This is a genomic window from Pseudomonas sp. v388 (genome assembly GCF_003935425.1).
Taxonomy (GTDB): Bacteria; Pseudomonadota; Gammaproteobacteria; order Pseudomonadales; family Pseudomonadaceae; genus Aquipseudomonas.
Map to the genome: position 1 here is coordinate 351671 of NZ_RHQN01000006.1, position 24629 is coordinate 376299.

Here is a 24629-nt window from a genome sequence, read left to right on the forward strand (position 1 = left end):
GCCCAACATGCGGATCATCAAAGCCACGCTTGAACATCTGGACCTGCTGACCCCTCTGTTCATCAAATACCGTGAGTTCTACGGTGAACTCTCGTACCCGGAAGCCTCCCGGGATTTTCTGGAAAAACGCCTGCGCCGGGATGAATCGGTCATCTATCTGGCGCTTGCCAAGGATGACGACCGGAAAGTCCTGGGGTTCTGCCAGTTGTATCCCAGCTTTTCCTCGCTTTCGCTCAAGCGCGTGTGGATCCTCAATGACATCTACGTCATCGAAGAGTCCCGTCGCCAGCTGGTGGCCGATCACTTGATGAAGCATGCCAAGAAAATGGCCAAGGAAACCCACGCGATTCGCATGCGGGTTGCCACCAGCAGCAGCAACGAGATCGCTCAGAAGGTCTACGAGTCCATCGGCTTCAAGGAAGATACCCAATTCAAGAACTACGTCCTGCCGATCAACTGAGCCATCGGCGGCTGCTGACGCAACGGAGCAGCCGCTTCCCACCACAACCGGCGCACACCCGACCGGCATTTCCCCTCTATAATGCCGCGCGTATCGACCAGTCGTATTTTCCGCTCGCGACCCGGCTCCGGGTTATCGCCTCAGGTGTGCCAATGGATTTCAACCCGCTCGACCTCATCCTGCATCTCGACGTCTACCTCGACCTGCTGGTGACCAACTACGGCCCGTGGATCTACGCGATCCTGTTCATGGTGATCTTTTGCGAAACCGGGCTGGTGGTCATGCCTTTCCTGCCGGGCGATTCGTTGCTGTTCATCGCCGGCGCAGTGGCCGCGGGCGGCGGCATGGACCCGGTACTGCTGGCCGGCCTGCTGATGCTGGCGGCGATCCTTGGTGACAGCACCAACTACGTCGTCGGGCGCACCATCGGGGAGAAACTGTTCAACAACCCTCAGTCGAAAATCTTCCGCCGCGATTACCTGCTGCGCACCCACGACTTCTACTCCCGACATGGCGGCAAGACCGTGACCCTGGCGCGCTTCCTGCCGATCATCCGCACCTTCGCACCATTCGTGGCAGGCGTCGGGCGGATGAACTACCCGCGTTTCCTGATGTTCAGTGTGCTGGGTTCAATCCTGTGGGTCGGCAGCCTCGTGACCCTGGGGTTCTTTTTCGGCAACGTGCCCTTCATCAAGCAGAACCTGACCTTGCTGGTGCTGGTCATCATCCTGCTGTCGTTGCTGCCGATGATCATCGGCGTGATCCGCAGCCGCACCAGCCGCTCCGTCGACGTGCTCTGAAATATGTGGTCGCTGCGCACCTGGCGCCGGCAACGGATGCTGGCGAGGAATCCGGTCGCCCCTGAGCTGTGGCGCAGGATTCGCCAGCGCCTGCCGATGCTGGATGGCCTGAGCGATGAGCAGCTCGCGCGGCTGCGTGATGCGTGCGTGCTTTTCCTGCATGACAAGCACCTCACCGCGCTGCCCGGCGTGGAGCTGGACGACGAGCAGCGGCTGTTTCTCGCGGCCCAGGCTCAATTGCCGCTGCTTGGCCTGGAGGACCTCGACTGGTATCAGGGTTTTCATGAAATCGTGCTCTACCCTGACGACTTCCGCAGCCCGCAACGCTACCGCGATGCCAGCGGCGTCGAGCATGAGTGGGACGGCGAGCACAGCGGTGAAGCCTGGCTGCAGGGGCCGGTGATCCTCGCCTGGCCGGGCGTCTTGTCCAGCGGAGGCTGGGACGCCTACAACCTGGTGATCCACGAACTGGCGCACAAGCTCGACATGCTCAACGGCGACGCCAACGGCCTGCCGCCGCTGCACAGCGATATGAAGATCACCGAATGGGCCAGCGTGATGCAGGCTGCCTTCGACGATCTCAACCATCAACTGGACGCCCATCCCGACGTCGAAACCGTCATCGATCCTTACGCCGCCGAAGATCCGGCCGAATTCTTCGCCGTGACCAGCGAATACTTCTTCAGCGCGCCGGACCTGCTGCACGACGCCTACCCCAGGGTTTACCAGCAGCTGCGGGCGTTCTATCGACAGGACACGCTGGCCCGACTGCATGCCTTGCAGCAAGTCGATCCGGACTACGCCGGCCACGACCCGAGCCATCATCAGGGCCAGCACTGAGCCAACGCGGTGCGTGGCATCACCGACGGAATATGCCTATAATCCGGGCCACTTTTTGGCGGTTAGCGCCAATCTTTGTCTGGTCAACTATGGGGGCAATGCCCAATGAGCTACAGCAAGATTCCTGCGGGCAAAGACCTGCCGAACGACATCTACGTCGCGATCGAAATCCCGGCCAACCACGCGCCGATCAAGTACGAAATCGACAAAGAATCCGATTGCCTGTTCGTTGACCGTTTCATGGCCACCCCGATGTTCTACCCGGCCAACTACGGTTTCATCCCCAACACTCTGGCTGACGACGGCGACCCGCTCGACGTGCTGGTCGTGACCCCTTACCCGGTCGCTCCAGGCTCGGTGATCCGCGCTCGTCCGGTCGGCATCCTGAACATGACCGACGACGGCGGCGGCGACGCCAAAGTCATCGCAGTTCCACACGACAAGCTGTCGCAGCTGTACGTCGACGTGAAAGAGTACACCGACCTGCCTCCACTGTTGCTGGAGCAGATCAAGCACTTCTTCGAGAACTACAAGGATCTCGAGAAAGGCAAATGGGTGAAGATCGAAGGTTGGGGCGACGCTGAAGCGGCCCGCGCCGAGATCCTGAAATCGGTTGAAGCCTACAAAGGCTGATTCCCGGTTTTACCGTTCGGGATGCCTGACCCCAGGTGTCCTGCAACGCCCCGCTCACCTCCGCACCATCCCCCGCGCGGCACCCTGAACGAAGAACAGCGTTTACCTGCGCCTGCCGCCATCCATCCCTTCACGATTAAAAATGCGTTTGCATCCGCCGGCAGTCGCAACGCTGAATAAACACTGCGTTACTACGGCAACACCGCGCCCACGCCCACAGACATGTCTGCTGTGAAATGAAAATTCAGGAAACTGCCTACACGAGATTCGCCTTCTCTGTAGTCCGCTAAACCGTGCCCACGAAAGACACCGCCGCTTTGAACGCCTCGTTCATTTAAACGGGCTCGCTGCCTCCGTAAAATTCGGTCCATGAATACATCAGGTGATCGACTACGCATCCTCCTGCGGGAGTGCCATCTCAGCGCGACGGATTTTGCGGCCAATCGCAAGATCACGCCGCAGCACGTGAACAACTGGTTCAAGCGCGGCGTGCCCATGGCGCGGCTCGATGAGGTGGCTGAACTGTTGACCGTCAACGCTCGCTGGCTGCGAACGGGCGAAGGCCCCAAGCACCCGACAGACCCGGCCAACGAAAACACCGGCGGCGATACTCAGGTCGCCATCCACCAAGGTCGCCATCTGGCGCGCGGCGACGTGGAAATCCAGATATTCAAGGAAGTGGAATCCACACCCGGTGCCGGAAGAACCGTACTGACCGAAGCCCCCGGCCAGAAAATCCGCCTGCCTCTGCAGCCGCTGCAAACCCTGGGCATCGACCCGAAAAACTGCTTGTGCGTGGTAATGGTCGGCAGCAGCATGGCCGACAAAATCCAGGACGGCTCATTGCTGGCCGTGGACCGTAGCCAGACCCAGGTCATCGACGGGGAAATGTACGCACTTGAGCACGGCGGCATCCTGCGCGTGCGCTACGTCTATCGCCTGCCCAACGGTGGCCTGCGCCTGCGCAGTCACAACCATAGCGAATACCCGGACGAGCTGTTTACCGCTCAGGAAATGGAGCAACAACACCTGAACATGCTGGGCTGGGTCTTCTGGTGGTCAACCTTCAACCAGCGCCGCAACACCCTGCTGCTGCGCTGACCCTGCGCCAGCAAATGTTACAAACCACTTCAATACTGGGCATCCTGGAAAAACCCCAGTATCCTCTGCCCACCCACGGCATCGGCGCCCCGCCCCGATGCCAAACACGGCGAACGACACATTTGCCCTGTTCTTTTCCGGCGTCCCTTGCGGATGCACCTGTTAAAGGCGATTGCGGTTTACCAAAAATAAACCAAGACCGTCCTTGAGAAGCCGGCCACAAGCCGGCTTTTTAATGCCTGCCATTTCGATCGTTTTCGCCGTATGCCCCTGCCTATTCGCGACCTCGTAGCCAGCTTGCTGTCGAGGTATGTTGAAGACCCAAAGGCCGTGGGTTCCAAGCAAGATGTTTCAACGCATGGATACAACAGGTCGTAAAAGCGATACATATCTACCGATCCAGTGAAAACAGAGAGGAATAAAATGGTCGCCTCCTCTCTGACGGACGCGTTTCCATGGCTGACGAACCTCAACTCAATCGCTTCGATGAAGTAATTGCCTTGATCCACAGCGCTCGACAGCGAGCGGTGCAAGCGGTCAATACTCACTTGATCGAGCTGTACTGGCAGGTTGGCGGCTACATAGCCGCAAGATCGAGAACGCTGAATGGGGGGACGCGGTTGTCGCCCAACTGGCCGAGCACCTGGCTTACACACAACCGGGATTGCGGGGGTTTACCCGTCGCAACCTGTTCCGCATGCGGCAATTCTACGAGACTTATCGTGGCGACGAGAAAGTGTCAGCAGTGCTGACACAATTGCCATGGACCCACCATCTGATCATCGTCGGACAGAGCAAACGGCCGGAAGAGCGTGAGTTTTATATGCGCATGGCGATTCAGGAAAAATGGTCAAGCCGCGAACTGGAACGCCAGTTCAAGGCGGCCCTGTTCGAGCGCAGCGTCACCCAGCCCGTGCGCGCCTCGGCGGTGCTCAAGCAAACGCGGCCGTCGGCGCTCGAGGTGTTTCGTGATGCCTACATGGTGGAGTTTCTGGATCTGCCCACCGGCCACGCCGAAGCCGATCTGCATCGAGGGCTGTTGCATCGCCTCAAGGATTTCCTGAACGAACTGGGCCGGGATTTCTGCTTTGTTGGTTCCGAATACCCTGTACAGGTCGGCGGCAGGGATTTTGCGCTGGATTTGTTGTTCTTCCATCGTGGGCTCAATTGCCTGATCGCTATCGAACTCAAAGTGGGCCGTTTCGAGCCCGAATACCTCGGGAAACTGGGCTTCTATCTCGAAGCGCTGGACCAGACCGAACGCAAGCCTCATGAAAACCCGGCCATCGGCGTGCTGCTGTGCGCCAGCAAGGAAGACGAAGTGGTGGAATTCGCGCTCAACCGTTCGCTGTCGCCTGCACTGATCGCCGAGTACCAGACACGGCTGCCGGACAAGGAACTGCTGCAGGCCAAGCTGCATGAGTTCTACGCCTTGAACACGGCGCAGGAGTAAAAGCGGCGCAGATGCCTTACGCTTGCTTCCTTCTCACCTGCCTGACAGCCTTTGCACAGCCGGAGCCGCCCATGCCCCAAGACAAAGATCCCCGCGCTCACACCGCTCTGTCGCAACTCGGCCGTAGCGCCAGCAGCGGGCCTGGGCTGGCGGTCAACCCGCCGGTGGTTCGCCTCAGCACGGTGCTGTTCGACAGTCTGGAGAGTTTGCGGCAAGCCGAAGCGCGGACCGCAGGCCCGCAGCGGTCACTGACCTACGGCGCCAACGGCAACCCGACGGCGTTCGCCTTGCAGGATCTGATCACCGAACTGGAAAGCGCCCACGGCACCTGCCTGTACCCGACAGGTCTGGCGGCGGTTGCGCAAATGTTTCAGGCCTTCCTGCGCCCTGGAGATCATGTTCTGATCACTGATTCGGTATACGGGCCGGTACGGCGCCTGGCGCGTACGATGCTGACTGCTTTCGCCATCGAATTCGACTACTACACGGCCGATGGCAGCGACATCGAAACACTGCTCAAACCCAACACCCGCATGATCTACGCCGAGGTACCGGGCTCACAGACCTACACCATGTGCGACCTGCCCGCGCTGTCGCGCCTGTGCAAGTCGCGAGATTTGCTCCTGGCTGTGGACAACTCCTGGGGCTCAGGTGTGCTGTTCAAGCCGCTGGAACTGGGCGCGGATATCTCGCTGATGGCGCTGACCAAATATATCGCCGGCCATTCGGATGTGATGATGGGCAGCGTCAGCACCACCGAAACCCATTGGCCGGTGCTCAAAGCCATGGGCACCGCCGTCGGCAATACCGTGAGCCCGGACGATGCCTATCTGGTACTGCGCGGCGCCCGCAGCCTCGCCGCACGCATGGACATGCATGAGCGTCATGCGATGCTGGTGGCTGAATGGCTGCAGGCCCAGGATCAGGTCGCGCGGGTGTTGTACCCGGCATTGCCAAGCCACCCTGGGCACGCTCTCTGGAAGCGTGACTTCCATGGTTGCAACGGCTTGCTCAGCTTCGAGTTCAAAACCAGCGAACGAGAGGTGCTGGACCGTTTCGTCGGCGCGCTGAAGCTGTTTGGCATCGGCTATTCGTGGGGTGGTTTCGAGAGCCTGGTCACCGAAGTGGAACATCACGGCCTTACAAATCGTTACGGACCCATGTTGCGCCTGCAGATCGGGCTGGAAAGCCCGCTAGACTTGATCGCCGACCTGCAGCAAGGCTTCGCGGCGGCGGCAGCACGCTAGTCGTCGTTTGCCCCAAAGCCTTGGCTCTGCTAGTGTCGCGCGGTTTAGTCTCTACCGGAATTGCCCCCATGGCCCGCAAGAAACCTGCACTGGATTTCGAACAGTCCCTCGCTGATCTGCAAACGCTGGTGGAGCGTCTGGAGAACGGCGAGCTGTCGCTGGAAGACTCCCTGACCGCTTTCGAGCAAGGCGTGCGCCTGACCCGCGATTGCCAGAACGCGCTGGCGCAGGCCGAGCAGAAGGTTCAGGTGCTGCTGGAGCGCGACGGCGAGCTGGCCGAAGAGCCTTTCGACGCGGAACAACCCGAATGATTGCAAGCTATCAGGCCCTGAGCCAGAACCGTGTCAATGCAGCGCTCGATGGTTTGTTCACAGCTCCCAGCCCGGAACTCGATCGTCTCTATGACGCCATGCGCTACAGCGTGATGAATGGCGGCAAGCGCGTTCGCCCGTTGCTGGCCTATGCGGCATGCGAGGCGCTGGGCGGCGTCGCCGAGGACGCCAATGGTGCGGCCTGCGCGGTGGAACTGATTCATGCCTACTCGCTGGTTCATGACGATCTACCGGCCATGGACGACGACGATCTGCGTCGCGGCCAGCCCACGACCCACAAGGCGTTCGATGAGGCTTGCGCGATTCTGGCGGGCGACGGGCTGCAGAGCATGGCCTTCAGTGCCCTGCTCGACCCGAATCTGAGCTCCCGCGACGCCGAAACCCGGCTGGCGATGGTGCACGCCTTGGCGCAAGCCGCCGGACCGGCCGGCATGGTGGGCGGTCAGGCCATCGACCTTGGCTCGGTCGGCGTCAAGCTGGATCAGACCGCGCTCGAATACATGCATCGGCACAAGACCGGCGCGCTGATCGAGGCCAGTGTGCGCCTGGGCGCCCTGGCCAGCGGACGGGCAGACCCGATCCGCCTGGAAGCCTTGCAGGTTTACGCCCGCGCCGTGGGCCTGGCGTTTCAGGTGCAGGACGATATCCTCGATGTGGAAAGCGACACTGCAACCCTGGGCAAGCGTCAGGGAGCGGACATCGCACGCGACAAGCCAACCTACCCGGCGTTGCTGGGCCTGGCTGCCGCCAAAGACTATGCTGTGGAATTGCGTGATCAGGCGCTGCATGCCCTGAGTGCCTTTGACGAAGCTGCGGAACCTTTACGCCAGCTGGCGCGCTATATCGTCGAGCGCCGTAACTGATCATGACCCGTTGCCGGAGACAGGATGAATCAACCGGCTTCCGTCCTGTCACAGACATTGCACCCTTGATACTCCCCGCGCGTTGTACTGACGCGGTTCATGGGCAGCTTACGATGCATAAGGTAAACTGCCGCCTCTTTTACTTATAACGATTCGCCTGATGCCCACGACGTTCAAAGAGATTCCCCGCGAGCGCCCGATTACGCCGTTGCTCGACCGCGCAAATACGCCGGACGGGCTGCGCCGCCTGGGCGAAGCCGAGCTGGAGACCCTGGCCGATGAACTGCGCCTGGAACTCCTCTACTCCGTTGGCCAGACAGGAGGGCATTTCGGTGCCGGCCTCGGCGTCATCGAGCTGACCATCGCTCTGCACTACGTGTTCGACACCCCGGATGACCGTCTGGTGTGGGACGTTGGCCATCAAGCCTATCCGCACAAGATCCTCACCGGCCGCCGCGATCGGATGCCGACACTGCGCCAGAAGGACGGTGTCGCGGCGTTCCCGCGCCGTAGCGAGAGCGAGTACGACACGTTCGGCGTTGGACACTCCAGCACCTCGATCAGCGCCGCCCTCGGCATGGCGATCGCCGCGCGATTGCAGGGCAGCGAACGCAAGTCCATCGCCGTGATCGGTGACGGTGCGCTGACCGCCGGCATGGCCTTCGAGGCGCTCAACCATGCGCCGGAAGTCGCCGCCGACATGCTGGTGATCCTCAACGACAACGACATGTCGATTTCGCGCAACGTGGGCGGACTGTCGAATTATCTGGCCAAGATCCTTTCCAGCCGCACCTACAGCAGCATGCGTGAAGGCAGCAAGAAGGTGCTGTCGCGGCTGCCCGGTGCCTGGGAAATTGCCCGTCGCACCGAGGAATATGCCAAAGGCATGCTGGTTCCCGGCACGCTGTTCGAAGAACTGGGCTGGAACTACATTGGCCCTATCGACGGCCACGACCTGCCGACGCTCATTGCCACGCTGCGCAACATGCGCGATCTCAAGGGGCCGCAGTTCCTGCACGTGGTGACCAAGAAAGGCAAAGGCTTCGCGCCGGCGGAAGTCGATCCGATCGGCTACCACGCCATCACCAAGCTGGAACCCCTCGACGCGCCGGTGGCGGCCCCGAAAAAAGCCGGTGGCCCGAAGTATTCTGCGGTGTTCGGCCAGTGGCTGTGCGACATGGCCAAGGCCGACGCTCGACTGGTCGGCATCACGCCTGCCATGAAGGAAGGTTCGGACCTGGTGGCGTTCAGCGAGCGCTTTCCCAAGCGTTACTTCGACGTCGCGATCGCCGAGCAACACGCTGTCACCCTGGCAGCCGGCATGGCCTGTGAGGGCAGCAAGCCAGTGGTTGCCATCTACTCGACCTTCCTGCAACGCGGCTATGACCAGTTGGTGCACGACGTCGCGGTCCAGAATCTGGACGTGCTGTTCGCCATCGACCGCGCCGGTCTGGTGGGGGAAGACGGCCCGACCCACGCCGGCAGTTTCGATTTGTCGTACCTGCGCTGCATCCCCGGCATGGTCATCATGGCTCCGAGCGATGAGAACGAGTTGCGCAAGATGCTCAGCACCGGTTACCTGCATGCTGGTCCCGCTGCCGTACGCTACCCGCGCGGCACCGGCCCGAACGCAAGCATCGACGAGAGTCTGGACCCGCTGGAAATCGGCAAGGGCATTGTCCGTCGCGAAGGCCAGGGTGTCGCCATTCTGGTGTTTGGTGTGCAATTGACCGATGCGCTGGTGGTGGCTGAAAAGCTCGATGCCACTGTTATCGACATGCGTTTCGTCAAACCGTTGGACGAAGCACTGGTGCGCGATGCAGCGGCCAACCACGAGCTGCTGGTCACCCTCGAAGAAAACGCCATCATGGGCGGCGCCGGTGCGGCGGTCAGCGAGTTCCTGGCTCGGGAAAACATCCTGAAATCCGTGCTGCACCTGGGCTTGCCGGACGTCTACGTCGAACATGCCAAGCCGGCACAGATGCTGGCCGAATGCGGGCTGGATGCCGCCGGTATCGAAGCGGCGATCAATGAGCGGCTGGTGTTGATCGGCTGATTGATCTCAGAACTCTTCGCCAGCGGGCGGCGATCCGTCTTGCTGGCGAATAGGGCGCGACACAGTCAACCCAGCTGCCGAGGAACTCGGTAGAGATAAAACAGCACCACACTCGAAAGCGCCAGTAACCACACTGGCACTGCTTCCAGTCCGATGAAAGCGGCGAATGCTGCGATCCAGGCGGGGAGCCCGGCATACAGCAGAGCGACTCGGCGCACTGCCGCCAGCCTCAACCAGGCCGGAAGTTCTTCCGTCGTGCCCAGTGCGGAACCCGTCGCACTCAGTGCCCGCTTGTAGGCCCCAAACGGCTTGAGACTGAGAAACATCGAGCCAATGCCGGCGAGGAATATCGGCATCGCCAGCATCGGGATGAGCGGTTCCTCCAGATCAAAAAACACACACACCACCAACAGCGGCGCAAGCGCCAGGCCCAGCAGTTGCCACCAGGCCACTCCCAGCCGACGCCGGACCTGGCCGCGTGTCACGCGGGGTCGACCTCGCTCTGATGCTCGTTGCCCATCATGTGCCCAAGCTTGCCGGCCTTGGTCGCCAGGTACAGCTTGTTATGCGGATTCTGGCCAGTGTGCAGCGGCACGCGCTCAGCCACTTTTATGCCCATCTCGGTCAGGGCTTTTACCTTGCGCGGATTGTTGGTCATCAGCCGCAGGGATTCGACACCCAGGTGCTGCAACATCGGCAGGCAGATGGCGTAGTCGCGCTGATCGGCGGCGAAACCCAGACGTTCATTGGCTTCGACGGTATCGGCACCACCGTCCTGCAATTCGTAGGCGCGGATTTTGTTCATCAGCCCAATGCCACGACCTTCCTGACGCAGATAAAGCAGCACGCCGCGACCTTCGGTGGCAATGGCGCGCAGAGCGGCTTCGAGCTGGGAACCGCAATCGCAGCGCTGACTGAACAGCGCATCGCCAGTAAGGCATTCGGAATGCACGCGGCCAAGAACAGGGGCACCATCCGCTATATCACCCAGACTCAGGACAACGTGCTCACGGCCGGTGGCCGACTCAAGAAAGCCATGCATGGTGAATTGCGCAAAAGGGGTAGGCAGCTTGGAAGCGGCGACAAAGACGACGGGCACCGGGTGCTCCTAATCAGTATGAAGACTGGCAAGGCCTGCATTGTAACAGCAGGTTCCTACAGACGCTCAGCGTGAAGTATTGACCATTGTGATAGTGAAAATCGATGTGTCGGGCCGGCCCCGGTGTCAAGGCGCCGTTCCGAAATGCTGGTAACCGCGCGCCGTCGGCGTGACGTCGCACCCGGCCGCGTCGACCACCGCCACGCCCTGCCCGGCTTCCACGCGGCCAATCACATGCACCGGCCAGCCCGCCGCGAGCAGCCCGGCCAGCGCTTCGTGTCGCAATGTAAACGCCAGGACATAATCGTCGCCGCCACTGAACGCCGCTTGCTGTGCGGCACAAGTGTCGAACAACGTTAGCAGTTGCGCCGACAAAGGCAGTTTGTCGCGCTCGACGACCAGCCGAACATTCGACGCCCTGGCAATATGCCCGCAGTCCGCCAGCAGGCCGTCGGAGATATCCAGCGCGGCCGTGGCCTTGCCCCGCAAAGCCTGACCTAAAGCCAGTTGCGGTTGCGGCGACCAGTAGCGAGCCAGCAGAAAATCAGTGACAGACGCCTGCGCCGTGTGCTGTTCCAGCACCAGCGCCAGCGCACCGGCGCCTTCACCCAGATTGCCACCCACGCACAGCAAGTCGCCTTCACGTGCGCCGGCGCGTGTCAGGGCCAGCCCCGCCGGAACCGCGCCGAACACGGTAAGTGTCAGGCTGAGCGGCCCGCGCGTGGTGTCGCCGCCGATCAAGCGCAGCTCGCACGCTTGCGCCATCGTGTTCAAACCCTGGGCGAACGCCTGCAGCCAGTCGGCATCGACATCCGGAAGCGTCAGAGCAAGAGTAAAGCCGACAGGACGAGCACCCATGGCAGCCAGATCGCTGGCAGATACGGCCAGAGCCCGCTGGGCCAGCAGAAACGGGTCACATACCTGAGGGAAATGCACCCCGGCAACCAGGGTATCGGTGGAGATCGCCAACTGCTCACCGGCTGGCAGCGCCAGCAAGGCGCAGTCGTCGCCGATCCCCAGTGCAACGTCTCCGCCAGCCTGCGCACAGGGCGCGGCGGCGAAGTAATTGCGGATCAGCTCGAACTCGCCCATGGAAGGACAGCGCGACCTAGCGCTTGTAAGCCTTCACTTCAGCTTCGCGCAGACGCGGAGCCAGCTTGTCCAGCACACCGTTGACGAACTTGTGGCCATCGGTGGAGCCGTAGACTTTAGCCAGCTCGATGCCTTCGTTGATGACAACGCGGTAAGGCACGTCGATGCGCTTGAGCAGCTCGAACGTGGACAGGCGCAGAACCGCCAGTTCAACCGGATCGAGTTCGTCGATGGTCAGGTCCAGGCAAGGCGTCAGAGCGGTATCGATCTCGGTCTTGTTGGTGGCCACGCCATGCAGCAGCTCACGGAAATAGGCGCCGTCGACGTTGCTGAAATCGTTGTCGACGCGAAATTGCGCCTCGATTTCATTCAGCGAATGACCCGCCATGTGCCACTGGTACAAAGCCTGGGTCGCCAGCTGACGCGCTTCGCGGCGCTTGGCGCTCTTGCCTTTGGCAGCCTCGGGCGACTTGGCATCACGCGGGTTGAACTGATCGCTATCGTCGGAAATCACTTGGCCTCCAGCTGCGACAGCAGACTGACCATTTCAACAGCAGACAAGGCAGCTTCAGCGCCTTTGTTGCCGGCCTTGGTGCCGGAACGCTCGATGGCCTGCTCGATCGAGTCGACCGTCAACACGCCGAATGCAACCGGAACACCGAACTGCATCGCCACCTGGGAAATGCCTTTGACGCACTCGCCGGCCACGTATTCGAAGTGCGGGGTGCCGCCACGGATGACTGCGCCCAGTGCCACGATGGCTGCGAATTCCTTGCGCTCGGCAACTTTTTGCACGACCAGCGGAAGTTCGAACGCACCCGGAGCGCGGATGATGGTGATGTCGCTCTCGCGCACGCCATGGCGAACGAGGGCATCCACCGCACCGCTTACCAGGCTTTCCACGACGAAGCTGTTGAAACGGCCAACTACCAAGGCGTAGCGGCCTTGGGGGGCGATGAAAGTACCTTCGATGGTCTTCAAGGTCATTCGGGTGAGTCTCGTATTAAAGAGCAAGCCAGCCTGCGGCGGACTTTGAGGGAGTTTAGGCCACGAATCGGAACTGCCAGGCCGGACCATGCGAACACTCGGCGCTCGCATGGCCGGTCCTGCCGGTATTTATTCGGAGGGCACGTATTCTACAACTTCCAGATCGAAACCGGATATCGCATTGAACTTCATTGGCGAACTCATTAGCCGCATCTTGCGCACGCCCAGGTCGCGCAGGATCTGCGAGCCGGCACCGACGGTGCTGTAAGTGGTCGGCGTCTTGATCGGCAACTGGCCTGCGGTTTCGCGAATATGCGCCAGCAGGACGTCGCCGTCGAGAGGGTGACCGAGCAGCAGCACGACGCCGCTCCCAGCCTCGGACACCGCGCTCATCGCGGCCCGCAGACTCCAGCGGCCGGGCTGGTTGACCATCAGCAGGTCGCGCAACGGGTCCATGTTATGCACCCGGACCAGGGTCGGCTCGTCGCCGCTGATGGTGCCGAGAGTGAGGGCCAGGTGGACATCGCCTTCGACCGAATCGCGATAGGTCACCAGGTTGAAACTGCCCAGTTCGCTGTCCAGCGGCTGCTCGGCAATCCGCTGAACGGTACGTTCGTGGATCATCCGGTAGTGAATCAGGTCGGCAATGGTGCCGATCTTGATGTCGTGCTCCAGCGCAAAGGCTTCGAGTTCGGCGCGGCGGGACATGGTGCCGTCGTCGTTCATCACTTCACAGATCACGCCGCTTGGCTCGAAACCGGCCATGCGCGCCAGGTCGCACGCGGCTTCAGTGTGACCGGCGCGAGCCAGCGTGCCGCCGGCCTGGGCCATCAACGGAAAGATGTGGCCCGGGCTGACGATGTCTTCGGCTTTCGCATCCCTGGCGGCAGCCGCCTGAACGGTACGGGCGCGGTCGGCGGCGGAGATGCCGGTGGTGACACCTTCGGCGGCTTCGATGGAGACGGTGAACTTGGTGCCAAAGCCGGAGCCATTGCGCGGCGCCATGAGCGGAAGCTTGAGGGCTTCGCAGCGCTCGCGGGTCATGGGCATGCAGATCAGGCCACGGGCGTAGCGCGCCATGAAGTTGATGTGCTCCGGCTTCACGCATTCGGCGGCCATGATCAGGTCGCCTTCGTTCTCGCGGTCTTCGTCATCCATCAGGATGACCATCTTGCCCTGGCGGATGTCTTCAACCAGTTCTTCGACAGTGTTGAGCGCCACTCGGCACCCCCTTCAATTCAGGATTTGAGGTAGCCGTTTTCGGCCAGAAAGCTTTCGGTGATCCCGCCCTTGGTCGGCTCGGCCGCCTTGTCGCCCATCAGCAGGCGCTCCAGATAGCGCGCCAGCAGGTCCACTTCCAGATTGACCTTACGGCCCGGACGGTAGTCAGCCATGATGGTTTCAGCCAGGGTGTGCGGCACGATGGTCAGCTCGAACTCGGCGCCATTGACGGCGTTCACGGTCAGGCTGGTGCCGTCGACAGTGATCGAACCCTTGTGGGAAATGTACTTGGCCAGCTCGCGCGGTGCGCGCACGCGGAACTGGATGGCGCGGGCATTTTCTTCGCGGGAGATCACTTCGCCGACCCCGTCGACATGGCCGCTGACCAGATGGCCGCCCAGGCGAGTGGTCGGCGTCAGGGCTTTTTCCAGATTGACCGGGCTGCCGACTTTGAGGTCCACGAACGCGGTGACATCCAGGGTTTCGCGGCTGACATCGGCCCAGAAGCCATCACCCGGCAGTTCGACCGCCGTCAGGCACACGCCGTTGACCGCAATGCTGTCGCCGAGCTTGACGTCGCTCAAGTCGAGTTTGCCGGTGGCCACGTGGACGCGGACGTCGCCGCCTTTGGGAGTCAGGGCGCGGATGCTGCCGATGGATTCGATAATGCCGGTAAACATGGGTCCTCCAGGAGAACAAGGCCTGCGCGCTAGGCGAAAGCCGGGAATTATACGCCGGACGCGCTGACTGGGAGAGCGATGACTCGCCAGTCATTGCCCACGGCGCGCATTTCTACGATGTTCAGTTCCAGCGCCTCGCTCATCTGCGCCAGCGGCAGATCGAGCAGCGGTCGTGCCGAGGAACCGAGAAACTTGCCGGCGATGAATATCTGGAACTCGTCCACCAGCCCCTGGCGAGTGAAGGCGCCGGCCAGACGCGGCCCGGCCTCCACCAGCACATCGTTGGCGCCGCGGGAGGCCAGCTCCAGCAGCAACTTGTGCAGATCCACATGACCCGAGCTGTCGGCCAGCGCCAGGATTTCATGGCCCTCATCCTGATAACGGCTACGCGCAGAAGCGGCGGCCTGGGTGGCCACCAGCGTCGAGCCCGACTGGAAAAACGGCGCGTCGAGCGGCACGCGCAGGCGACCATCGATCAACACCCGCAGCGGCGGACGCAGGGCCGCAAGAGCGGTCAGCTCGGCGTTGAGGCCCAGCTCGTCAGGGCGAACGGTCAGCCGGGCGTTATCGGCCAGCACCGTATCGGCGCCGGTCAGCACCACGCTGGACTGCGCGCGCAGGCGCTGCACGGCGGAGCGCGCTTCGGGGCCGGTGATCCACTGGCTTTCGCCGCTGGCCATGGCCGTGCGACCGTCCAGGCTCATCGCCAGCTTGACCCGCACGTAAGGCAGGCCCTTTTCCATGCGCTTCAGAAAACCTTTGTTCAACGCCCGCGCTTCGGCTTCCAGCACGCCACTCTGGGTGACGATCCCGGCGCTCATCAGCCTCAGCAGACCACGCCCCGCTACTTCGGGATTGGGGTCCTGCATGGCGGCGACGACCCGGCCAAGCCCGGCATTGACCAGCGCGTCGGCGCACGGTGGCGTGCGCCCGTGGTGACTGCAGGGTTCGAGAGTGACGTAAGCGGTCGCGCCACGGGCTTTGTCGCCGGCCTGACGCAGGGCATGAACCTCGGCATGTGGCTCACCGGCCCGCGCATGCCAGCCTTCACCGACGATACGGCCGCCGCGCACGATGACGCAGCCGACCCGCGGATTCGGGTGCGCGGAGTAGATACCCTTGCGCGCCAGCTCCAGCGCCCGCGCCATGTAATGGACGTCGAGAGCGCCTTGCTCGGTCAGCGAACCGTTCATTCCTTGCCCGGCTCACGAGCCAGCCGCTCGATCTCTTCACGAAACTCGTTGAGATCCTGAAAGCGGCGATAGACCGAAGCGAAACGGATGTAAGCCACTTCGTCGAGCTTTTGCAGCTCGGTCATGACCAGTTCACCCACCACCAGGGATTTGACTTCCCGTTCGCCGGTGGCCCGCAGCTTGTGCTTGATGTGCACCAGCGCCGCTTCCAGGCGCTCGACGCTGACCGGGCGTTTTTCCAGGGCGCGCTGCATGCCGGCGCGTAGCTTTTCTTCGTCGAACGGCTGACGGCTGCCGTCCTGTTTGATCAGGCGGGGCAATACCAGCTCGGCGGTTTCGAACGTGGTGAAGCGCTCACCGCAAGCCAGGCATTCGCGACGGCGACGTACCTGTTCGCCTTCGGCGACAAGGCGGGAGTCGATGACTTTGGTGTCATTGGCACCGCAGAAGGGACAGTGCATGGTGGCAGGCAACAAAAAATGAGGAGCGTCATGGTAGCGCATCCCGCTCGCAAGACAAGACTTGGGCTTTGCGGTATATAAACGCGCATCGAAGCGGTGTGAAATTACCCGGGCTCGGTAATACTGCATCTCTGGCGTCACTCAGCCTTTCGTTTTTTGTTCTGTGGAGCTCTCATGACGCTACGCCCCCTTGTTCTGCTAGGTCTGTTCGGCCTGCTGGCCGCCTGCAGCAGCAACGATACGCCGCCACCCGTAGCAGCCAAACCTGCCGCACCGGTGCTCAAGGTCCCGGCAGGCCCAGGTCCGCTGCAACCCTACCAGCGTGAAATCAGCGGCCAACTGCTCGGCGTGCCTGCCGGTGCCGAAGTGGAAATGGCCATGCTGGTGGTCGATGAACGTGGCCGACCGCAAAAACTGCTTACCAGCACCACGCTGCAAGGCAACGGTCAGTCGCTGCCCTTCCAGTTGCGCTTCAACCCTGAAGCGTTTCCAGCCAGCGGAGCGGTCGAGTTGCGGGGCCGCGCCAGCAAGTCCGGGCAACTGATCCTGCATTTGCCGTCGATGCGCATTCAGCAGGCGACCACCCAGGCACTCGGACCGCTGCAGTTCGTTAGCGCACCGTGACCGCTGCGCCACAGCTTCAGCACGCTCTCAGTGAACTGCTGGGCGACGCGCGCCTGGTGGCTACCGAGCTGCCGGGAACGGACCTGAAATTGTGGCTGATCGATGCCCACAACATGGACCGGGCTTTCAGTCCCGATGAGACCCGGCGCATTCTCGACGAACCGCCTTACTGGAGTTTCTGCTGGGCGAGCGGATTGGCCCTGGCGCGATTCCTCGCTCAGCATCCAGAGTGGGTCGCCGGCCGCCGTGTGCTGGATTTCGGCGCGGGTTCGGGCGTGGCAGGTATTGCCGCGCTGCGTGCCGGAGCGGCAGAGGTGGTGGCGTGTGATCTGGACCCGCTTGCCATTGCCGCCTGCCGCGCCAACGCCAAGCTCAACCGCGTGACGCTGGGTTACTCGACGGACTTCTTCACCGAGGCTGACCGCTTCGACCTGATTCTGGTCGCCGATGTGCTTTACGACCGGGCCAACCTGCCACTGCTCGACCAGTTCCTCACTCGCGGTCGGCAAGCGCTGGTGGCCGATTCGCGGGTGCGCGATTTCAAGCATCCGGCCTACCGACGCCTGGCGATGCTTCACGCCCACACCCTGCCCGACCTGGCCGAGCCTCACGAGTTTCGGGATGTGAGTCTTTATCACGCAACCCGCTGAATACATCATCTCCGCTCCTACATGGCCCTGTTGCATAAGCACCAACCGCTTCGCGGACAAGTCCGTTCCTACGTGGCCCTGTTGCGTCTGTACCAGCCTTGTCGCAGGCAAACGCCCTGCTACACTCGGCATCGCTTTCAGCAAAGCCTCGCGGGCTTTATAGTTGATGCCATTCAGATTCTGCGAGACGCGTAATGAGCCAGGACACTGCTTACATTTTCGAAGCAACCGCCGCGACCTTCGATCAACTGGTGATCGAGAAGTCATTCGACCAGCCCGTGCTGGTGGATTTCTGGGCCGAGTGGTGCGCACCGTGCAAGGTGCTGATGCCGCTGCTTGAGCAGATTACCGAGAGCTACCAGGGCGAATTGCTGCTGGCCAAGGTCAACTGCGACATCGAGCAGGACATCGTGGCCCGCTTCGGCATTCGCAGTCTGCCGACCGTGGTGTTGTTCAAGGACGGCCAACCGGTCGATGGCTTCGCCGGAGCGCAGCCCGAGTCGGAAATCCGCAAGCTGCTGGATCAGCACGTCGTGATGCCACCACCGCCGGCCGCCGATCCGCTCAAGCAGGCGCAGGAGCTGTTCGCCGACAGCCGCTTTGCCGACGCGGAAGCGGTGCTCAAGGGTTTGCTGGGCGAAGACAACACCAACGCCGCGGCGTTGATCCTGTACGCGCGCTGCCTGGCCGAGCGCGGCGAGTTGAGCGAAGCCGGCGCGGTGCTGGATGCGGTCAAGAGCGATGCGCACAAGGCCGAACTGGCCGGTGCCCGCGCGCAGTTGACCTTCCTCGCCGAAGCCGCCTCGCTGCCCGAGGCCGCCGAGTTGAAGACGCGCCTGGCGCAGAATCCGCAAGACGACGAAGCCTCCCATCAGCTGGCGATCCTGCAACTGTCGCGTCAGCAGTACGATGCAGCACTGGACGGCCTGCTCAAGCTGTTCATCCGCAACCGCAGCTACTCCGATGGCCTGCCGCACAAGACGCTGCTGCAAGTGTTCGATCTGCTGGGCAACGATCACCCGCTGGTCACCACTTATCGCCGCAAGCTGTTCGCCGCGCTGTACTGAACCCGCTTATTCGACCCAGCTGTAAAGCGGAGCGTCGGCTCCGTTGTCGACCTTCACATGGGCGCTGTGGCGCAAACGCACCAACAGGCGTTTGCCCGCTGCGGTGCTGCCGGTCAATCCTTCCAGCTGGGCAAGCAGCTGCGGACCGCTCATGCGCCCCGCGCCTTGCAGGATGCTCACTGCCGTGTGCCAGGCGGTGTCGTCCTGAATGGCGGGTTTGCCGTCCGGCACCTGGGTTGCAGCGGTTTGCGGTGCAACGGGTTTGAGCTGCGCGCCCAGCTTCGCCCAGTCTTCGTCATCCAGCTCCAGGGTCAGATCGACCGGCCACTGGCCCACGGTTCCACGGATACGCAACATGTGATCTCTACCTGCAGACTGTCAGGCGCACATGCTCCCACAGGCGGCGCGGTAATCCCACGCTCATGCACTGATCCAGCGCATGGCGGTGGATTCATCGCCCATCAGGAAACCGTTCAACACCCTGGCGTCATAGGCGTTCTCCCAGTGTTCGACGACCTTGCCGTCGCGAAAGCGCCACAGCCCGCAGAACGGCATGCCGATGGTCTGGCCTTCGCAGGTGGCGTGAAGGGTGCCGAGCACGGCGCCGAAATGGTCGTCGGCGATGATGTCATGCACTTCCATTTGCAGCGTCTGATGGGCCTTGTCGACCAGATTCAGCTCGTGGTCGCGCACTGCCCGCCTGCCGATGGCCATGGACAGACCGCCGCCGGCGCCACGGTCGGCCTTGTGCAGGACGATGGCGGGATCGGCGAATTCATCGATCCGGGTCAGGTCTTGATAGAGGGTGCGCAGTGTCTGCGCGTTTCGATGATCGTGGCTCATGAGAATTCTTCCTTGATGCGGCACATGCAGTGCCCTGAAGCTCCAGTAACGAGGAACGCACCCGGCATCCTGCTTCGGCGCCCCTTCCTGAGCGTAGGAGCTACGCTGAAGCGCGCAAGTGCGGCCGGGCATCGGCCCGACATGCTGGAGTTCTGACGACCGGAGGTGGAACCCTGCTAAATCTCCAGGCTGAACGAAAACAAAAAAGCCATCTTCCCGAAGAATAATTGTTATAAGATCACATTACAGTTTTCGTCCTTGTCCGGAGTTCGTTATGCGTCGTCTGCTTCTCGCCCTTCCCTTCGCCTGGCTGCCAATGGCCGTCGCACATGCCGCTGAGCATGATCACGACCACGATCATGGCGAAGAGCACGCCAGCCTGGGCGCTCATGAACATGGCGTGGGCCGCCTGGACGTCGTGCTGGAAGGCAAGAAGCTGGAATTCCAGTTCGACAGCCCGGCCATGAACATCGTGGGTTTCGAGCACCAGGCCACTTCCGCCGAGGACAAAGCCAAGGTCACCCAGGCGCGCGAACTGTTGCTCAAGCCCAATGCGCTGTTCAACATTCCCGATGCGGCAAACTGCTCGGCGACCTCGGTCAAGCTGTCCAGCCCGCTGTTCGGCGACAGGGATGAACATGAGGATGCCAGAGGCGAGGAACACGACCACGAGCACAGCGAAATCCACGGCTCGTATGCGTTCGTCTGCGACGCGCCGGCCATTCTGAAGAATCTGGATCTGTCCAACATCTTCAAGACCTTCCCGGACACCAAAAAATTGCAGGTTCAGCTGATCTCGCCAGGCGGTCAGTCCGGCGCTGAAGTCATTGCGGCCAATCCCACGCTGAAGTTCTGATCACCAGCGGTGCTGCACCGACCGGGCCTTGCCCGGTCTTTTACTTTCCAACCGACACCCTGGACAGGCCATGACCCAAGCACTTATCGAATTGTCGGACCTGACGTTCAACTGGCCGGGGCATCCGCAGCTGCTGGATATTCCGAGCTTTGAGCTGCAACCCGGCGAGACGCTGTTCCTCAAAGGCCCCAGTGGCAGCGGCAAGACCACGTTGCTGGGTCTGCTGGGTGGCGTGCAGCAGCCGATTCAAGGCAGCATTCGCCTGCTCGGTCAGGATCTGTCGCAACTGTCCGCAGGCGCCCGTGACCGTTTCCGCGTCGACCACACTGGCTACATCTTTCAGCAGTTCAACTTGCTGCCGTTCCTTTCGGTTCGGGAAAACGTCGAGCTTCCCTGTCACTTCTCAAAGGTCCGCGCCGAACGTGCGAAACAGCGCCATGGCAGCGTCGAAACCGCGACGACAACATTGCTCGCCCATTTGGGGTTGAGAGATGCAGCGTTGCTTGACCGGCGTGCCGATGCGCTATCGATCGGCCAACAACAACGGGTCGCCGCGGCTCGTGCACTGATCGGCCAGCCCGAACTGGTCATCGCTGACGAGCCGACCTCAGCGCTGGACGCCGATGCGCGCGAAGCCTTCATCCAGTTGCTGTTCGCCGAATGCCGTGAAGCGGGCGCCAGCCTGCTGTTCGTCAGCCACGACCAGAGCCTGGCGCCGCTGTTCGACCGCCACCTGTCGCTGGCTGAACTCAACCGTGCCGCCGTCGCCGTGGAGATTTGAGATGTATCTGTTCCGCTTGGCCCTGGCCAGTTTGTCCAATCGCCGTTTCACCGCTTTGCTGACCGCATTCGCCATTGCCTTGTCGGTGTGCCTGTTGCTGGCCGTCGAGCGGGTCCGCACCGAGGCGCGCAACAGTTTCGCCAGCACCATCAGCGGCACTGATCTGATCGTCGGCGCCCGCTCCGGCTCGATCAACCTGCTGTTGTACTCGGTGTTTCGCATAGGCAATGCCACTAACAACATCCGCTGGGACAGCTACGAGCATTTTGCCGAGAACGAACAGGTCAAATGGGCCATTCCTATTTCCCTTGGCGATTCGCACCGAGGCTACCGGGTAATGGGCACTAACAGCGCTTATTTCGAGCATTACCAGTTCGGCCGCCAGCAACATCTGCAACTGGCTGAGGGCCGCCAATTCCAGACCGATCCGTTCGAGGTCGTGCTGGGCTCCGAAGTCGCCAAGGCGCTGCATTACAAGCTGGGTGACAAGCTGGTGCTGGCCCATGGCGTGGCGGCGATCAGCCTGGTCAAGCACGACGACAAACCGTTCACGGTGGTCGGGATCATCAAGCCCACCGGCACGCCGGTGGATCGCACGCTGCACATCAGCCTGGGCGGCATGGAAGCCATTCATATCGACTGGCACAACGGCGCGCCCGCCCGAGGCAACGAGCGCATTTCCGCCGACCAGGCGCGCAACATGGACCTGCAACCCCAGGCGATCACCGCCTTCATGCTGGGTTTGAACAGCAAGATTTCAATCTTCGGCCTGCAACGTCAGATCAATGAGTTTCGCGGCGAACCGATGCTGGCCATCCTTCCAGGCGTGGCGTTACAGGAACTCTGGAGCCTGATGGGCACGGCTGAAAAAGCCTTGTTCGTGATCTCGCTGTTCGTGGTGCTGACCGGGCTGATCGGCATGCTGACCGCGATTCTCACCAGTCTCAATGAGCGTCGGCGGGAAATGGCGATTCTTCGTTCTGTCGGTGCGCGCCCTTGGCACATCGCGAGCCTGCTGGTCCTGGAAGCATTCGCCCTGGCGCTGGCCGGCGTTGTCAATGGCGTGGCGCTGCTGTACATGGGTATCTTCGCCGCTCATGACTATGTGCAGAACAATTACGGTTTGTCCCTCGCACTGTCGGCACCCACCCAATACGAGTGGACACTGCTGGCCGGTATTCTGGCTGCTGCGTTGGTGATGGGAATCGTGCCAGCATGGCGGGCCTATCGACAGTCGCTGGCCGATGGCTTGTCGATCCGTTTATGAGGAGTTTCAACATGCGGCGCTTGCTGTTCATCCTGCTGCTGTCGGCCAGCCCGTCACTATGGGCGGCCGAGCCACGGCTGCTGACCTGGGAAGAGATGATCCCGCCCGATGCACCGGCGGTCGCACCGGTGACCGCTCCCATCCACGATATGTCGAAGCTGTCCGACGCATTGGCCATGGAGGCCGCACCCGCTGCCAGGCAATCGGAGCCGCACGCGCCGGTGGTCAAGGCGCTGGATGGCAAACAGGTACGCTTGCCAGGCTACATCGTGCCGCTGGAGGTCAGTGAGGAGGGCCGGGTAACGGAGTTTCTCCTGGTGCCTTATTTCGGCGCCTGCATCCATGTGCCGCCGCCGCCGTCGAACCAGATCGTGCATGTCACCAGCGAGCTGGGCGTGAAGGTGGATGAGTTGTATCAGCCTTACTGGATCGAAGGGCCGATGCAGGCCAAATCGTCGACCAGCGAACTGGCCGAAGCCGGTTACCAGATGCAGGCGGACAAGATTCTGGTCTACGAGCTACCCGAATCCTGAATCGCCTCAGTTCCGGCCATTCATTGAGCTATATCAAGATGGCTGCAAATACAGGGCTTTAACATCGCGTCATAACTTTATGACCATTGGAGCCCTCCATGAATTCGCTACTGCTACGCGCGTCGGTAATCGCGCTTGCCATCGCTGCCCCCACTGTTGCACACGCCTACCAGCCCGGGGACTTCATCGTTCGCGCGGGCGTCGCGCATGTAGAGCCCAACGAAGACAGCAGTGAAGTAAAACTGGACGGCACCAGGGTTTCCGGCACCAAAGCCACAGCCGATGGCGAAAACCAGCTCGGGCTGACGTTCGCCTATATGCTCACCGAACATGTCGGCATCGAACTGCTCGCTGCTACGCCGTTCAGCCACACCATTTCGGTCAAAGGTTTGGGGCCTGGCCTGGACGGCAAACTGGCCGACGTCAAGCAGTTGCCACCGACACTGTCGCTGCAGTACTACCCGATGGAACCGTCCTCCCGCTTTCAGCCCTACGCCGGCGTGGGCATCAACTACACCACGTTCTTCGATACCGACCTGACCGGCACTCGCAAAGACCAAGGGTTCAGCGATCTCAAGCTGAAAGACTCGGTTGGCTTCGCCGGCCAGTTGGGCATGGACTACATGCTCACCGATAACGTCCTGCTCAACGCTTCGGTCTGGTACGTCGACATCGACACCAAAGCCACAGTTGACGGCCCGTCTGCGCTGAGCGTTGGCAAGACGAAGGTTGATGTGGATATCGATCCATGGGTTTATATGGTGGGCGTGGGTTATAAGTTCTAACAACCAAGCCATAAACGCACAAAGGCATCCTCGCGGTGCCTTTGTCGTTTTCGATCACGTGCAACTCAGACTTATTCGAAACTTCCCATCATCCAAGTATTCGATGGAAATCCGGGAAGGATCATCCGGCATTTCGGCAAACTGCAATTCATAGAAGAGCAGCAGGTAAACTTCGGGCGCGAACGGCGGTTTCCCATTATGGTTGTCGATGAACGCTGCGACTCCCACCATCAGCCCACCTACCGTGAATATGGGACCAGGAAAGAGTTGAATGAACTGCGACAGGCTGGGGCCGGTCAGCGCGTTGTACGTCACGGTACGGGGGCCGAACACGATGGTCAAACCACCGAGCAGTGCTATCAGCGCACCGACGATGAGCAGTATCGCGCAGCAGATCAGGGCACCAACGCTTGCCGGTGCAGAGTTATGGATCTCCAGATGCAGTGCATATTCATCCGCAAATCCATCCACATGAAATTCGCAGGGTAGTTTATCGACCGCAACTGTCCTGCTTACCTCTTCATCGTCTTCGAGCTGCATACGAAACTATCCACGCCAAGGAACGCCGGATACTAATAGCTGCTCTTTCCTATTTGAATCTTAAAAACAACGATTACAGATAGCGCTGAACTTTCCTACAGACAACCGGGAGTAAATCCCGGCTTGTCCTTCCATCAGAACTATAAAAGCTATTACACCGGGTCT

At 61.4% G+C, this 24629-nt stretch carries 29 protein-coding genes and 1 pseudogene; 18 read left to right on the top strand and 12 right to left on the bottom strand.

The window, feature by feature from the left end; all coding sequences use genetic code 11:
• Positions 1-7: 7 nt before the first annotated feature.
• The 10 genes and pseudogenes from EGJ27_RS16525 to dxs all read left to right on the top strand — a co-directional run bounded on the left by EGJ27_RS16525 (position 8) and on the right by dxs (position 9785).
• Complete coding sequence (locus EGJ27_RS16525) at positions 8-460, top strand: GNAT family N-acetyltransferase (protein WP_177523041.1); 453 nt, start codon at positions 8-10, stop codon at positions 458-460.
• A gap of 152 nt (positions 461-612) precedes the next feature.
• Positions 613-1260: a DedA family protein gene (locus EGJ27_RS16530; RefSeq protein ID WP_125831816.1), complete on the top strand. Its 648-nt coding sequence runs from the start codon at positions 613-615 to the stop codon at positions 1258-1260.
• Positions 1261-1263: 3 nt separating this feature from the next.
• Entirely contained in the window at positions 1264-2100 is an 837-nt protein-coding gene (locus EGJ27_RS16535; protein WP_125831817.1) for a zinc-dependent peptidase, read from the top strand.
• A gap of 105 nt (positions 2101-2205) precedes the next feature.
• A complete protein-coding gene (gene ppa, locus EGJ27_RS16540; protein WP_125831818.1) occupies positions 2206-2733 on the top strand; it encodes an inorganic diphosphatase in 528 nt (175 codons plus the stop codon).
• Positions 2734-3102: 369 nt separating this feature from the next.
• Positions 3103-3834 (top strand): XRE family transcriptional regulator, encoded by a 732-nt coding sequence (locus tag EGJ27_RS16545; RefSeq protein ID WP_125831819.1) that lies wholly within the window; start codon positions 3103-3105, stop codon positions 3832-3834.
• 455 nt (positions 3835-4289) lie between these two features.
• Positions 4290-5287, top strand: a pseudogene (locus tag EGJ27_RS16550) (YhcG family protein).
• A 71-nt stretch (positions 5288-5358) separates the two neighbouring features.
• On the top strand, positions 5359-6534 hold the full coding sequence (gene metC, locus EGJ27_RS16555; protein ID WP_125831820.1) for a cystathionine beta-lyase: 1176 nt from the start codon (positions 5359-5361) through the stop codon (positions 6532-6534).
• Between the two features lie 68 nt (positions 6535-6602).
• Positions 6603-6845, top strand: coding sequence for an exodeoxyribonuclease VII small subunit (locus EGJ27_RS16560; protein ID WP_125831821.1), 243 nt, complete (start codon positions 6603-6605; stop codon positions 6843-6845).
• A complete protein-coding gene (locus EGJ27_RS16565; protein ID WP_125831822.1) occupies positions 6842-7729 on the top strand; it encodes a polyprenyl synthetase family protein in 888 nt (295 codons plus the stop codon). Before EGJ27_RS16560 ends, EGJ27_RS16565 begins: the two co-directional genes overlap by 4 nt.
• Positions 7730-7889: 160 nt before the next feature.
• Positions 7890-9785, top strand: a complete 1896-nt coding sequence (gene dxs / locus EGJ27_RS16570; protein WP_125831823.1) for a 1-deoxy-D-xylulose-5-phosphate synthase — start codon at positions 7890-7892, stop codon at positions 9783-9785.
• A 65-nt stretch (positions 9786-9850) separates the two neighbouring features.
• Here dxs and EGJ27_RS16575 read toward each other — a convergent pair whose 3' ends face one another.
• The 9 genes from EGJ27_RS16575 to nrdR form a co-directional block, all read right to left on the bottom strand.
• Positions 9851-10270: an MFS transporter gene (locus tag EGJ27_RS16575; RefSeq protein WP_125831824.1), complete on the bottom strand. Its 420-nt coding sequence runs from the start codon at positions 10268-10270 to the stop codon at positions 9851-9853.
• Positions 10267-10884 (bottom strand): GTP cyclohydrolase II, encoded by a 618-nt coding sequence (gene ribA / locus EGJ27_RS16580; protein ID WP_125831825.1) that lies wholly within the window; start codon positions 10882-10884, stop codon positions 10267-10269. Before ribA ends, EGJ27_RS16575 begins: the two co-directional genes overlap by 4 nt.
• A 126-nt stretch (positions 10885-11010) precedes the next feature.
• Positions 11011-11976 (bottom strand): thiamine-phosphate kinase, encoded by a 966-nt coding sequence (gene thiL, locus EGJ27_RS16585; protein ID WP_125831826.1) that lies wholly within the window; start codon positions 11974-11976, stop codon positions 11011-11013.
• A 16-nt stretch (positions 11977-11992) separates the two neighbouring features.
• A complete protein-coding gene (nusB, locus tag EGJ27_RS16590) occupies positions 11993-12490 on the bottom strand; it encodes a transcription antitermination factor NusB (RefSeq protein ID WP_125831827.1) in 498 nt (165 codons plus the stop codon).
• Complete coding sequence (ribE, locus tag EGJ27_RS16595) at positions 12487-12963, bottom strand: 6,7-dimethyl-8-ribityllumazine synthase (protein ID WP_125831828.1); 477 nt, start codon at positions 12961-12963, stop codon at positions 12487-12489. The genes nusB and ribE overlap by 4 nt, the downstream gene beginning before the upstream one ends.
• Before the next feature lie 129 nt (positions 12964-13092).
• Positions 13093-14184, bottom strand: coding sequence for a bifunctional 3,4-dihydroxy-2-butanone-4-phosphate synthase/GTP cyclohydrolase II (gene ribBA, locus EGJ27_RS16600; protein ID WP_125831829.1), 1092 nt, complete (start codon positions 14182-14184; stop codon positions 13093-13095).
• 17 nt (positions 14185-14201) lie between these two features.
• Entirely contained in the window at positions 14202-14864 is a 663-nt protein-coding gene (locus tag EGJ27_RS16605; protein WP_125831830.1) for a riboflavin synthase, read from the bottom strand.
• Between the two features lie 47 nt (positions 14865-14911).
• A complete protein-coding gene (gene ribD / locus EGJ27_RS16610; RefSeq protein WP_125831831.1) occupies positions 14912-16057 on the bottom strand; it encodes a bifunctional diaminohydroxyphosphoribosylaminopyrimidine deaminase/5-amino-6-(5-phosphoribosylamino)uracil reductase RibD in 1146 nt (381 codons plus the stop codon).
• On the bottom strand, positions 16054-16518 hold the full coding sequence (gene nrdR, locus EGJ27_RS16615) for a transcriptional regulator NrdR (protein ID WP_025262018.1): 465 nt from the start codon (positions 16516-16518) through the stop codon (positions 16054-16056). Before nrdR ends, ribD begins: the two co-directional genes overlap by 4 nt.
• Positions 16519-16692: 174 nt before the next feature.
• Between nrdR and EGJ27_RS16620 the strand changes: the two genes are divergently transcribed.
• The 3 genes from EGJ27_RS16620 to trxA all read left to right on the top strand — a co-directional run bounded on the left by EGJ27_RS16620 (position 16693) and on the right by trxA (position 18859).
• Positions 16693-17142: a hypothetical protein gene (locus tag EGJ27_RS16620; RefSeq protein WP_125831832.1), complete on the top strand. Its 450-nt coding sequence runs from the start codon at positions 16693-16695 to the stop codon at positions 17140-17142.
• Positions 17139-17792, top strand: coding sequence for a methyltransferase (locus EGJ27_RS16625; protein WP_125831833.1), 654 nt, complete (start codon positions 17139-17141; stop codon positions 17790-17792). The genes EGJ27_RS16620 and EGJ27_RS16625 overlap by 4 nt, the downstream gene beginning before the upstream one ends.
• Positions 17793-17986: 194 nt before the next feature.
• Positions 17987-18859, top strand: a complete 873-nt coding sequence (gene trxA, locus EGJ27_RS16630; protein WP_125831834.1) for a thioredoxin — start codon at positions 17987-17989, stop codon at positions 18857-18859.
• Positions 18860-18865: 6 nt separating this feature from the next.
• On the opposite strand, the gene EGJ27_RS16635 is transcribed toward trxA, so the two are convergent.
• On the bottom strand, positions 18866-19216 hold the full coding sequence (locus EGJ27_RS16635; RefSeq protein ID WP_125831835.1) for a hypothetical protein: 351 nt from the start codon (positions 19214-19216) through the stop codon (positions 18866-18868).
• 63 nt (positions 19217-19279) lie between these two features.
• Positions 19280-19702, bottom strand: a complete 423-nt coding sequence (locus EGJ27_RS16640; protein ID WP_125831836.1) for a nuclear transport factor 2 family protein — start codon at positions 19700-19702, stop codon at positions 19280-19282.
• A 274-nt stretch (positions 19703-19976) separates the two neighbouring features.
• Here EGJ27_RS16640 and EGJ27_RS16645 point away from each other — a divergent pair, with 274 nt between their 5' ends.
• The 5 genes from EGJ27_RS16645 (at position 19977) to EGJ27_RS16665 (ending at position 23924) form a co-directional block, all read left to right on the top strand.
• Positions 19977-20558 (top strand): DUF2796 domain-containing protein, encoded by a 582-nt coding sequence (locus EGJ27_RS16645; RefSeq protein WP_125831837.1) that lies wholly within the window; start codon positions 19977-19979, stop codon positions 20556-20558.
• Between the two features lie 70 nt (positions 20559-20628).
• Positions 20629-21339: an ABC transporter ATP-binding protein gene (locus EGJ27_RS16650; RefSeq protein WP_125831838.1), complete on the top strand. Its 711-nt coding sequence runs from the start codon at positions 20629-20631 to the stop codon at positions 21337-21339.
• A gap of 1 nt (position 21340) precedes the next feature.
• Complete coding sequence (locus tag EGJ27_RS16655; protein WP_125831839.1) at positions 21341-22606, top strand: ABC transporter permease; 1266 nt, start codon at positions 21341-21343, stop codon at positions 22604-22606.
• Positions 22607-22617: 11 nt separating this feature from the next.
• Positions 22618-23139 (top strand): DUF3299 domain-containing protein, encoded by a 522-nt coding sequence (locus EGJ27_RS16660; RefSeq protein ID WP_125831840.1) that lies wholly within the window; start codon positions 22618-22620, stop codon positions 23137-23139.
• 98 nt (positions 23140-23237) lie between these two features.
• Complete coding sequence (locus EGJ27_RS16665; RefSeq protein ID WP_125831841.1) at positions 23238-23924, top strand: OmpW family protein; 687 nt, start codon at positions 23238-23240, stop codon at positions 23922-23924.
• 54 nt (positions 23925-23978) lie between these two features.
• Here the strand turns inward: EGJ27_RS16665 and EGJ27_RS16670 are convergent, their stop codons facing one another.
• Positions 23979-24464, bottom strand: a complete 486-nt coding sequence (locus EGJ27_RS16670) for a hypothetical protein (RefSeq protein WP_125831842.1) — start codon at positions 24462-24464, stop codon at positions 23979-23981.
• Positions 24465-24629: the final 165 nt, after the last annotated feature.